We start from the raw sequence: 12,324 nt of genomic DNA on the forward strand, positions 1-12,324 counted from the left end.
CGCTCAAAGCCTGCAAGAAATTTTTTAAAAGTGTTGCTTTGCAACACTTTTAAAAAATTTCTTGCAGGCTAAAAAAAGAGCCAATTTTTTGTGGAGTAGCGAAGCCGCTCCACAAAAAATTGGCTCTTTTTTTGCTACGTTTTGATAAAACGAAAATATACAAACTTTTGTTCTTGGTTGGATGGAGTGATATGAACTTCATTGATTGATTCTATTAACTCAAAATCTGCTCCTAGTTCTGTACTCAGTTTTTTAGAGTCATATTGCACAATTTCAAGTCCACTACATTTTTTCGCTCCGCCGATCGCAAAGGCAGCAATAATAAAATGACCACCTAGTCTTAAACTATATTTTAAAGTATTTACGTAACGTTCTCGATCTGATTGCTCTGTTAGAAAATGAAAAACAGCCCGATCATGCCAAAGTGAAAATTGATGTGGTGGCTGGAATTGAGTAATATCAGCTTCTAACCATTCAATGCTTTTTGCGGAATCACCCAGTCTCTTTTTAGTGCTATCCAAGGCATTTTCAGAAATATCTAAAACTGACAAATTCGTAAAGCCTTCTTTTTGGAGGTAATCCACTAGTACTGAAGCACCACCACCAACATCAATAATCGCTTCATCTCTAGCAATTTGAGTACGCCGAATCATCTCCAATGATAATTTTGGCTTTTCTTGATACCAACTCACAGCTAAAGGAGACTTTTCTTGATAAACATTTTGCCAGTGGGCTTTTCTGTCCAGCATGATGGTTAATTTCTTTCTATTCTTCAAACTGCCAACGATCTTGGGAAGCGGCTTCGTCAAAGAAGCGTTTGGGGCGCAGAGTTAAAGTGATTTTGCCTAAGAGTTCCACTTCTGGCGGTAGCTCAAACCATGCAAACTCGAGATTGCCATCTTCACCCGCGATCGCAAAATAGCTATTCTCATCCCATTCGCGTTGTGAGCGATCGACTAGCACCAAGATATCCTCAGCGCGATCGCGGACAGCGCTAAGAACTTCTTGATTAATTGCCGCCTGTAAAGTATCAGTATTACAGCAAACCACTACTCCATCTTCTGCTTCATGGACGACAAACCAACCTGGAAGAGTTGCCCAAGTGGATTCAACAGAGGATTGGACAATTCCAAAGGGGGCTAATTCTTCAGCTTTTGGAGATGACTTAAATACATCAATTGATAGCGGTAATGTACCCACCACAGGCAAGATACGAGGGATACTATCTTCTGCATCGTAACGGAAGTTGGGCAGGTTAGGAGCTTTTTTCTTGGCGGGTGCGGACATCTCCATGAGCAAACGCTCGATCGCTGCACGCGCTTTCTCACTATGGGCAAAACGCAATCCCCGCGCAATTAGTCTAGTGCGTTCCTGTGGATCGATTTTACCTTGTGCTGCTTTTAAGATTTGCAACACCACAGCATCCCCAGGATGACGTGTAAATCCTTCAGGCAAGTTGGCAACATTAGAAGCTTCCTTAATTGCTTTAACAACATCCTTAGCTTCCAAAACATCAAGATTTTTTTCGAGGGCGAAGGTTGCCATAGCAACGCGCTCTGATTGATTGAGTACCCGCAACTCATTGAGAATGTCGCTGCCTTTCTGCTCAAAATGAGCAAGGACAATATCCGCCGCATTACCAGCTTGTAGACTCGCGTAGACCTGTGAAGCAACCACAATCTGGTTTTGTTGAATTGGTTCAAAGCCAGTATTCTCAAAAATTGCGAGAGAATTTTCTCCCATTTTTTGCAACATTTGACAAGCAATTCCCCACTGCACCCAAGTTCCTTCCTTATGGCGTAAGAGTTTCAAAAGTCCTTCAGAGTCTGTGGGAAGTGTGGCTACGGGAGTGGGCATGATTGTTTTGATAGTTCTTTGGTCTACGTTTGAGAGTGTAGATCCCCCTCAATCCCCCTTAAAAAGGGGAAGAAGAAAATTCTCCCCCTTTTTTAAGGGGGGTGGGGGGGATCAGGATGGCTAAGCCGCTACTTGCTTAGAGCTTTTATGTTCGCGCATGGAGTTTACAAAACGCTCGAAGAGATAATCGGCATCGTGAGGTCCGGGGCTAGCCTCTGGGTGATATTGCACCGAGAAGATGGGCAAAGTTTTATGCTCTAGCCCTGCAACAGTGCGATCGTTGAGGTTGATATGGGTCAACATCGCAGGAGATGCCTCAAAGGATTCACCTGTGAGGGCAAAGCCATGATTTTGGCTTGTGATTTCTACTCGGCGATCGGCGTTTTCGGCTTGGTTTTGGGCAGGTTGATTTAGCCCACGATGTCCAAACTTGAGTTTGAAGGTATCGCCACCCATTGATAAGCCCAAAATTTGATGTCCTAAACAAATACCAAACATTGGTTTATCCGCAGCTAGCAAAGCTTTCGCAGTTTCAATTCCTTGTGTGACTGCGGCGGGATCTCCAGGACCGTTTGATAGGAAGATGCCATCGGGATTATAAGAGAGAATCTTTTCGGCAGGAGTATCGGCTGGGACGACGATCACGCGGCAGCCGTAGCTAGCGAGACGACGCAAAATATTCCGCTTCACACCGAAGTCGATCGCTACAACAGTCATCGCTTCACCTGTTAACTGCGATGGTTCGATGAATTCCCATTCAGGTAAGGTTTTGTCTGCCCATTCATAAATGCGATCAGTGGAAGCTGCTTGAGCGAGGTTTTGACCCTGCATTGATGGTGCTGCTTTCACCTTAGCAAGTAACACTTCAGGATCGAGTATTTCGGTGGAAATGCCGCCATTCATTGCGCCGAGCGATCGCAATTTGCGTGTCAAAGCGCGAGTATCAATCCCTGCAATACCGACGACATTATGCGCTTTGAGGTAGTCTGGCAAGGACTGACGAGATCGCCAATTACTTGGTAGGGCGGTAATGTTACGGGCAATGACACCACGCACCTGTGGGCGATCGGACTCATCATCTTCGGGAGTTACGCCTGTATTGCCAAGTTCGGGGCAGGTAAAAGTTACAATTTGTCCTCGGTAGCTGGGATCGGTCATTACCTCTTGGTAGCCAGTCATACCCGTATTAAATACTACTTCGCCGATCGCGGTTCCCGATGCGCCAAAGGCATAGCCACGGTAACAAGTACCATCCGCCAAGACCAAAATCGCTGCTTGCTTTGTTGCCATATCTTCAAATACTCGTTCGTTGCTGTCCACTATTCAGTTACTTATTTTGGACACTAGCGATCATTCTAAACGTTATCTAGGTCACAAGATCAAAAAAGAGGGCTTGCAATGCAAGCCCTCTTTTTTATTTAGCTAACCACTTCAGCGATTTCAATCACTTGACCATCGGGGTCTTTGACCAAAAAGTTAAGTGGCTTCTCGCTGCGAACTTTATGTTTGATCCCTTTAATTTGAATTTGCAATAAAATCTGCTCTACACAGTCACGGTTAAAGCAAATATGCCGTCCTCGATTTGCATCAGTAACATTTGCACCAGAGACGACATGCAGTTGGACGTTTTTCTTGAGCAGATACCATGCGCCTTCCATATCGGCTGAATACTGCTGCGATCGCGATCGTCTAGCTTCGGCAGGAATATAAATGGGGTCGGCTGGTGCGCCCATGCCATATTCATAGCCATAGTAATAATGTAGCGGCACATCAGCGATCGGCAGTTTCATTTCGCCTTCGTAAAAATATCGCGCTTGATCGAGGTTGGAAACCATGATCGTGTGTACTTTTGGTGCGCTGGTGAGGAACATCCACATGGCAACAGCGTATGCACCGAGGAGCATAACCATGATGCCTTGAGTAGAAAAAATTGACTCCATCGTAAAGCAACTACATATTAAGAGACTTAGGCTTTTAGTTTAACGCAAATATCATGGATTTGAGTTAAGGGATAACACTTTGAGATTTTCTTCAATACTTTTTAGTTTAAATTCATTAATGCTTAACCTTAGTTTTGAAGAACCTATAATTCTACTTTTTCCATTCAATATGTCCGTTAATCTTAAAATCTTCAAAGGTTTGAAGGATTGTTTCGCAAAAATCAATTAGTTCTTGATTATTCTCTTTCTTGGAAAGCTCATACAGTCGAATAAACATCTTTTTCCCTGTTTCGGTCTGCTTAAGATTTTTTTGAGAAAATTATGCTGACTACATAAAGTTTGACCATTCTCAATAGTAGCTAAACCTCCCATATCTTTAGGCTTAATATGATCAACATGCAAGTCTGCTCCATTTTCTCGACTAGCTCCACAAATTACACACTTATAACCATCACGTTTCAAAATCTCATTTTTTTGAGATACTGTAAAGTCTGCTTGGCGTTTATTTTGAGCATATTGAGGATCGTATTTGTAAACCCCTTTTGCTATTTTTAGTAAGAATCCTTTTTGATATAACGATCTAATACCTCTATCGGGATCTCTAAATATTTTCCCAGTGCGTTCTAGATATGTTGCACTTACCCAATCAACAATATCTTTGGTATGTATTTCAACATCAGGATTCATTTCAAAATATTCTCTGATGATGTTGAGTTGGACAAGACTTTTTTCCGTAGATTCGTTATTAATATCAGACACTAATCAAGCTCCCTTTTTTTACAGAATCATCTGTAATAGCTTTATATCTCTTAAGACAATTAATTAAGCTTTTTGCAACTTCACGGACAACAGGAACTGCAACTGAGTTGCCAAACTGCCTATACATTTGTGTTCTTGAAACAGGAACAATAAAACTTTGGGAATATCCCATAATTGCCTTACATTCATTTTCACTAAGCAATCTAATGCCAGTTTCTCCACCTTTAACAAAAGTCCCTGTTAATCTTTGGATTTTGTGATAAGTAGAAACTAAAGTCTTTACCTGTATCTGAGAATCTCGATTAATTAATTCTGGTCTACCATCGTCTATTTTAAATAAATATGAATCTTGTAAATGCTTAGATATTGAATAACCACTCACGTTTTCTTCTACATAGGAACCAATAAACTCTTTATATGGGAAAGGTAAAGGAAATTTAAAATCAGGTATATCCATGGAAATATCTTCAGATATACCTACTATAAATATTCTTTTTCTAATTTGTGGTAATCCATAATCCTTTGCATCTAAAATACGCCAAAAAATATGATACCTAACATCAGGGTTACTCAGAAAAAGATATTGCCCATTTGTAGATACCGATAAAGTATCTAATATAATATTTAAAGTTTTCCCACCATCATGACTCACTAAACCTTCAACATTTTCTAAGATAAAAGCTTTAGGTTTTTTTTCTTTTAAAATTTTAACTACATCATAAAATAGTGTTCCCTGCGTAGGGTGTTCAAAACCTTCTCGTTTACCAATTGAACTAAATGGTTGGCATGGGAATCCAGCAGTTAATATGTCAATATCTGGAATTATAGATGGATGTATCTGAGTAATATCTCCATTTGGTATATCACCAAAGTTAGCTTTATATGTTGCTTGTGCATATTTATCCCACTCAGAAGAAAATACACATTTGCCATCAACACTTTCTAATGCTGTTCTAAACCCACCAATACCAGCAAATAGATCAGCAAAAACAAAACTCATGTTTATCTCTAAATTTTTTACATTAATAGCCAATACAATACAGGGTTCTCATACTAGAGATTTAATCATCTAGATTATTAAGTCTAGCGCTAGCTACGACAAAAATACAGATCTTAATCCAAATGTTTAACCCCTAACAAAATCATGTTTTCTCTAGCTAAAATCTTGCCGATCGCTTGCTAAGCGTAAAATTTTCCCTGCTAACATCGCTGCTCCGAAACCATTGTCAATATTGACCACACCCACTCCAGTGGCGCAGGAATTAAGCATCGTCAGCAAAGGCGCAAGCCCATTAAAACTAGCCCCATAACCAATACTCGTCGGCACAGCCACAATCGGACAATCCGCCAAACCAGCAACCACACTTGCCAACGCTCCCTCCATGCCAGCAACCACAATAATCACATCAGCATCAGCGATCGCATCACGATGACTGAGCAAGCGGTGGATACCTGCAACACCCACATCCCAGAGACGCTTCACCGTAAACCCGCATAGCTCACCTGTAACCGCCGCTTCTTCTGCGACTGGTAGATCGGCAGTTCCTGCGGTGATGATCGTGATTGTGCCTTGCTTTTTCATGGTTGATTCGCCGAGGCAGCAAATTTGGGCGATCGGGAAATATCTCAATCCGCGCAAAGATGACCAAATTTGTTCATAAACGGAAGATGAGATTTTGGTTGCCATTACCAAGGGATTTTTAGACTCCATCACCTGCATAATCTGGATAATTTGCTCAGGTGTTTTACCCAAGCCAAAAACCACTTCAGGAAAACCAGTTCGTAAAGTGCGATGATGATCGATTTTGGCGAAATCTCCCACTGACTCATAGTGGAGATATTTCAATTCTTCTAAAGCTCGCTCTGGACTGAGTTCTCCTTTCGCTACTGTTTCCAGAATTTGCTTTAAGTTGTCATGCATAGAGATTCAATGTACTGATTTAGGGCAAACACTTCCAATATAGCAATGTAATACCAAAGCCCAAATAAATAAAGGCGGCGCGAAGCACCGCCTTTATTTATTTGGGCTGAGCGACTTATCAGCAAGGCTTTGGAAATAGAGAAAACCCGCAGAAGCAAGGAACGTAAAGTAAGCGATCGCTTGTCCAAGAAATAGGCGATCGCGAAAGCCAAACAAAGCTTTGAGCAATATCCCTGGGAATTCTTTGTCTGGAAGAATCTCATGCACATCCCAAACTAAACCACCTAATAAACAAGAAGATAACGAGGTTGTTGTTTCTGTTGCCTCAGTGGCAAAACAGAGTGAAGTCTGGGAGAGTTCGGCAAATGCTGCCACAGCTTTATCCAAATGCCCGATCGCACTGATCACTAAACCAGCCACGATGAGCAATAAAAAGACTCCCATCGCTTGAAAGAAGACTTTGAGATTAATGCGAATTCCAAATTGAAAGAGAGCTACCCCGATCGCTACTGCTCCCACTAAACCTGCGATCGCACCGATGATTGGCACAAGTCCACCTTGCAGCTTTGCGGAGATAAAGATCACCACCTCAAACCCTTCTCGTAATACCGCAATTAAAATCAGCGTAAAAACCGCCCAACCAGCAGTCTTTTCATCAGCGATCACCTTGCCGATTTGACCCTCAATTTCCCCCTTCAGCGATTTGGCATTTTCAGTCATCCATACCAACATCCAACTCAACATCGCGATCGCGGTAAGTCCCAAAGCTCCTTGCCATAACTGCCCATAAAAAGCCGCTTGGTTCGGTTCTGTACTTTCGACTTGCTTAAGAAACCAGTTTAATAATATCCCCACCACAAAGCTCGCCAATACGCCTGTCCCAATGCCACCAAATACCCAAGGATTCAGTGAACTGCGATCGGCTTTTTTGAGATATGCCATCACAATACCAACCACCAGAGCCGCTTCGACTCCCTCACGTAAAGTAATTGCAAAAATCGGTAATGCAGCACTAAAATCCATACAAGTTTCCTTATTGACTAGCAACATCCAGCGTAGCTTTAAAAAAGTAGTAAATACGTTGGTCGTGTTTAAGTTAACCAACACCAAAACTATTAGAAAGCACTAACTCGAACCCATTGCTGACTCATGGTTTGCTCATAGAGGACTTCTAAGCGATCAATATTTTTCACCAGCGTATAGCGATCTAAAACTCTTTGTCTTGCCTTTATACCAATAATTTTTGCCATCTCTGGATGATCAGCAAATAGAGGTAAAAGCGTACAAAGCTGCGAAGTTACCTTATGAGAATCGAGAATAATTCCCGCACCATTCTCAATTACTTCACCATCTGCGCCCACGTCAGTTGCTATACATGCTACGCCGCAAGACATCGCTTCTAGGAGCGATAGCGATAACCCCTCCACTAGCGAAGGTAAAATAAACACATCCGTCCCACGCAAAATCTCAATCCGTCTCTGCTCATCGGCAATATATCCCATCCAAACAATGCTGGGATCATTGCCATAAAAAGTCTTCAAACCTGCCAATAAAGGTCCAGTCCCAACGATCGCTAGTTTGCAACCCTCTGGCATTCGGCATTTGCGCCACGCTTTGAGTAAAGCTTCGACATTCTTCTCCGCCGCTAGACGACCTTGATAGAGAAAAAGTACATCAGCTTTCAGTTCCTCTTTAATATTTGAAGCCCCTGGTGAATAGCGATCGCTATCAACTCCATTGGGAATAACGGCAATTCTGGTATTAGGAACTCCTAATTTGTTTAGTAGTTCTTTTTGAATATTGGAAAAGATAATGACTTGGTTGTAGTCAGCCAAGGATGGGGCATAAATTTGATAGGTGAGTTGCTGCGTACTAGAGGCAAGGTTACGCCGCTTCAGATCAAAGGGTTGATGAAATGTAGCTACAAGGGGTAAATCGAGTTCGGCACAAATTTCTGGCAGTCGAAAATCGAGAGGGGATATGGCAAGGGATGCATGAATCAGATCAGGCTTTAGCGATCGCAAAGAATCAACAAGAATCTTATTTGCTCTGAGAGATGGAACCGTGTAAATAGTGGATTTGTAGAGGAATGGTAAGGCGACATCCTGCGTTTCTTGAGCATGTTCTTCTATCTCCTCATGGTCTGCATCACTTTCAGGCGCGAAATGCATAAAGCTGACACGATGCCCGCGATCGAGTAACGCATTTGTAATTTCGCGACTATAGGTCACGTTGCCACAAGCAGGCGATTTTTTACCTAACCATGCAATATGCATGAACTACACCACATTATTACCAAAGGTATAATACCAAAACTAGCGGCGGCGCGAAGTGTTGGGGCTATCTTTCAAGGTAATTGTGTTGCGGTCGCAACATAAAAAGAACAGCTAGCACTTCGTGCTAGCTGTTCTGGGGTATTTTATGGGTCGCCCGGGATTTGAACCCGGAACAAATCGGTTAAAAGCCGAGTGCTCTACCGTTGAGCTAGCGACCCATTTGAGTGAAGAACGTAAACTTTTATATGCATTCCGCACATGTGTTTTTTACGCGCTTGGCTAGTCTAACATGCATTTAGCAAATTACACCAGTTAAACTAAAGGGTCTTACCTCAGTAATTTTTATAGAAAGAGTCTGACCAATTAGTTCAGCTAATGATTTACCAGTTGTGTTTTCGGTAAAGGCAATCCGATTAGTGCGGGTGCGTCCCATAACTTGCAAGGGATTCTTATGGTTTGTACCTTCGATCATGATTTCTTCAATGCGTCCTGCGTAACGTTGCGATCGCAGAGCCGCATTTTGGTTAACGGCATGGTTAAGACGTTGGAGGCGATCGCTTTTAATTTCTTCACTCAACTGATGCTCCCAAACTGCCGCAGGTGTGCCAGGACGGGGTGAGTAAGCGGCCGTATTCACCAAATCAAAGCCGATATCATTTACCAACTGCACTGTGCGCTCAAACTGCTCCTCGGTTTCCCCAGGGAAGGCAACGATCGCATCAGCAGTAATCGCCGCATCGGGCATAATCTCGCGAATATCGTCAATAATGCGGCGGTAGCGCTCGTGGGTATAGCCGCGAGACATGGCTTTGAGAATGTCGTTATCGCCTGACTGAAAAGGAATATGGAAATGTTCGCAAACCTTCGGCAATTCAGCACAAGCCTTAATTAGTCGAGGACTAAAGTAACGGGGATGACTGGTGGCGTATCGAATGCGATCGATCCCCTCGACATCATGGACGTGATAAAGCAAATCCGTAAAGGTAATCTTGCCACCAATTCCTGCGCCAATCCCACCTGCGGGCAAGTCGCGCCCATAGGCATCAATGTTTTGACCAAGTAAAGTAATTTCTTTGTAACCCTGAGCCGCCAACTTTTCAATTTCTTGACGAATCACTTCGGGGGTGCGTGATTGTTCGCGTCCACGTACTGAGGGGACGATGCAATAGGTACAGTTTTCATTACAGCCATAAATTACATTTACCCAAGCAGACACGGAGCTATTGCGGCGCGGGGTGGTGATGTCTTCTTCTATATAGGCTTCTTCTGTGGCAACTACTTGATTACCGTTAAATACCTGTGCCAAAAGATCGCCGAGGCGATTGACATGTTGAGGACCCATCACGAGGTCAAGTTCAGGTACTCGTCTCAGTAGTGACTCTCCTTCTTGTTGGGCTACACAGCCAGCCACAACCAAGGTTAATTTAGGATTGTCACGTTTGCGCTTGGCTTGTCGTCCTAGGTACGAATAAACTTTTTGCTCGGCGTTGTCACGAATGCTGCAAGTGTTATACAAAATCAGGTCGGCTGTTTCGCTTTCCTCGGTTGACTGATAGCCCATATCTTCCAGAACGCCAGCCATGCGTTCGGAGTCGGCTTTGTTCATTTGGCAGCCGAAGGTGACGATGTGATATTTCTGAGCAGTCATGAAAGTGTTTAACCAAGCCGAAATTATTGCTGTCCTATTCTAATATCTTTCAGCATTGATTGTAATGATGTAGTGCTTATCGTCGCAGACAAAACCTGTATGCGAAAAACACCAAAGGATTACAAGAATTACAACGAGCAGTCACTGTACCAGCAATTCTCATTATGAAACCGATTTTGGTGTTTCCAGCGCCTTCGGCGCTGGAAACACCAAAATCGGTTTAACTGACCAGTGCCCATTTTGCCAAGACTTTGGCTCAAACATATTACATAGCAATAGTTTTGGTTAACTTAATAATTTATTTGCAAGTACCTGAATAGGAACAATATGAATTATAAATACGTCTGTCGGGGTAAGTTTAAGCCTATGCGATTAGGGAGATTTTATGATGCTTGTCAAGACAACGCTGGCTAATTCATGTTTCACTTTACTGAGCTTGGGCGCGATCGCCTTTTCTGCCATCTCTTCACCACAGGCAGCTAGAGCCTCAGCACAACCGAGTTTAGACAGCCTTGTACAACAAGCTGCTTCCAAAGATCAAGCAACTTCCCAACAGGCGATCGCTAAGTTACGCGAATTTAAAAATGAGGGTGTAGATGCATTTTGGAATGCTTATCAAAAGGATTTGCCAAATAATCCACAATTACGGACAACTTTAGACGCAATTTGCCAGCAAAAGGACTGTGACGCCTCAAAGTTGTATTGGTACAAAGATTTAGAAGCGGCTAAGACTGCATCAAAAGAAACGGGTAAGCCGATTTTGTCTTTGCGCTTGCTGGGAAACCTTAATGATGAGCTAAGTTGTGCTAACAGTCGATTCTTCCGCACGGCGCTTTATCCTAATGCGGCGGTGTCGCAGCTGCTGCGCGATCGCTTTATTTTGCACTGGCAGTCAGAGCGTCCTGTGCCTAAGGTGACGATTGATTTTGGGGATGGTCGCAAGCTAGAGCAAACTCTCACTGGCAATAGCATTCACTATGTTTTGGATAGTGAAGGTCGTCCAGTTGATGCGATTCCTGGGCTATATAGTCCACAATCTTTTATCGAGAATCTCAAGGACGCTGAGAGAGCAGTAAGCTCAGTTAGCAATCTTAATGGTGATTTGAACCTGCGGCGTGAAATTCTGATTAAATATCATCGCGATCGCTACGCTAAGTTAGAAAAAAACTGGCGCTCAGATCTCACTCGGTTGCGCTTACCAACACAACCATTACTGCCATTGGCTGTTACCGATCCTCAAGTTAGTGCAATATTGGCAAGTCGCTTAACCGTAGGAAAAATGATGGTTGAAATGCCAACGTTAAGCCGTACTACTGGTGAGCCTCTGGCTGAAGTTACGCCGCCTTCCCCATTTGCAAAGCTCAGTGATGCTAATTGGGCAAGATTAGCAAGGCTTTACCAGAATCGTGTCTATCTCGATCAAGGTAGTCTGAATGTTATGCAGCGTAAACTATCACCAAGTGCCTCTATGTCCACAGTGGTGAGCAGCTTTGAACGGGCGATCTCGCAGGATACAGTCCGCAATGAGTATGTATTTCACGCACAGATTCATAATTGGTTTGCCAATGGTGAATTTCTAAATAGTGATACTGCTACTTTAAACGCACTTAATCGTCGAGTATACGATGAGCTGTTTCTCACCCCTGCTAGTGATCCTTGGCTGGGATTAGTAAATGAAAATGTTTATACAGGGCTTAGTAAAGTAAATTAACGTGATTACAGAATATAGCAGTGCAAGAGATAGCTAGGACAAATCAAAACCCAAAAGATGAGTGGCGGCGCGAAGCGCCGCCACTCATCTTTTGGGTTTTATGTCCTAAGCCTAAGTACAGGACAAAAATTTAATGGAGTTGAAGAAAGCCTCGGAATTGAGATGAAGGTCAAAGATGAAGTGACGCAGGAAATCAAAACCACGACGAAAAA

11 protein-coding genes and 1 tRNA gene are annotated in these 12,324 nt (G+C 42.9%); 1 reads left to right on the plus strand and 11 read right to left on the minus strand.

Annotated features, from left to right (window positions below):
• Positions 1–134 precede the first annotated feature (134 nt).
• From H6G05_RS21380 to miaB, 11 genes are all read right to left on the minus strand, one after another.
• Positions 135–749 carry a class I SAM-dependent methyltransferase gene (locus H6G05_RS21380; protein ID WP_190581320.1) on the minus strand — a complete coding sequence of 205 codons (615 nt, stop codon included), beginning with the start codon at positions 747–749 and terminating at the stop codon, positions 135–137.
• 16 nt (positions 750–765) lie between these two features.
• A complete protein-coding gene (locus tag H6G05_RS21385) occupies positions 766–1,857 on the minus strand; it encodes a RuBisCO accumulation factor 1 (RefSeq protein WP_190581322.1) in 1,092 nt (363 codons plus the stop codon).
• Positions 1,858–1,977: 120 nt separating this feature from the next.
• Positions 1,978–3,147, minus strand: a complete 1,170-nt coding sequence (gene carA / locus H6G05_RS21390) for a glutamine-hydrolyzing carbamoyl-phosphate synthase small subunit (protein WP_190581330.1) — start codon at positions 3,145–3,147, stop codon at positions 1,978–1,980.
• Positions 3,148–3,275: 128 nt separating this feature from the next.
• Positions 3,276–3,797 (minus strand): VOC family protein, encoded by a 522-nt coding sequence (locus H6G05_RS21395; RefSeq protein ID WP_190581332.1) that lies wholly within the window; start codon positions 3,795–3,797, stop codon positions 3,276–3,278.
• A 225-nt stretch (positions 3,798–4,022) separates the two neighbouring features.
• Positions 4,023–4,556: an HNH endonuclease gene (locus H6G05_RS21400; RefSeq protein ID WP_199310717.1), complete on the minus strand. Its 534-nt coding sequence runs from the start codon at positions 4,554–4,556 to the stop codon at positions 4,023–4,025.
• Positions 4,549–5,589, minus strand: a complete 1,041-nt coding sequence (dcm, locus tag H6G05_RS21405) for a DNA (cytosine-5-)-methyltransferase (protein WP_242025730.1) — start codon at positions 5,587–5,589, stop codon at positions 4,549–4,551. The genes H6G05_RS21400 and dcm overlap by 8 nt, the downstream gene beginning before the upstream one ends.
• Positions 5,590–5,709: 120 nt before the next feature.
• Positions 5,710–6,477, minus strand: a complete 768-nt coding sequence (larB, locus tag H6G05_RS21410; protein WP_190581343.1) for a nickel pincer cofactor biosynthesis protein LarB — start codon at positions 6,475–6,477, stop codon at positions 5,710–5,712.
• 93 nt (positions 6,478–6,570) lie between these two features.
• Positions 6,571–7,527 (minus strand): FTR1 family iron permease, encoded by a 957-nt coding sequence (locus tag H6G05_RS21415; protein WP_322096414.1) that lies wholly within the window; start codon positions 7,525–7,527, stop codon positions 6,571–6,573.
• 65 nt (positions 7,528–7,592) lie between these two features.
• Complete coding sequence (locus tag H6G05_RS21420) at positions 7,593–8,753, minus strand: glycosyltransferase family 4 protein (protein ID WP_190581345.1); 1,161 nt, start codon at positions 8,751–8,753, stop codon at positions 7,593–7,595.
• A gap of 146 nt (positions 8,754–8,899) precedes the next feature.
• Positions 8,900–8,971, minus strand: a tRNA-Lys gene (locus H6G05_RS21425).
• A 77-nt stretch (positions 8,972–9,048) separates the two neighbouring features.
• Positions 9,049–10,401, minus strand: coding sequence for a tRNA (N6-isopentenyl adenosine(37)-C2)-methylthiotransferase MiaB (gene miaB / locus H6G05_RS21430; RefSeq protein WP_190581347.1), 1,353 nt, complete (start codon positions 10,399–10,401; stop codon positions 9,049–9,051).
• Between the two features lie 385 nt (positions 10,402–10,786).
• On the opposite strand from miaB, the gene H6G05_RS21435 reads away from it, so the two are divergent.
• Positions 10,787–12,112 (plus strand): thioredoxin domain-containing protein, encoded by a 1,326-nt coding sequence (locus tag H6G05_RS21435; protein ID WP_190581349.1) that lies wholly within the window; start codon positions 10,787–10,789, stop codon positions 12,110–12,112.
• Positions 12,113–12,324: the final 212 nt, after the last annotated feature.

It is taken from the genome of Phormidium tenue FACHB-1050, assembly GCF_014696925.1.
Lineage (GTDB): Bacteria > Cyanobacteriota > Cyanobacteriia > Pseudanabaenales > Pseudanabaenaceae > Pseudanabaena.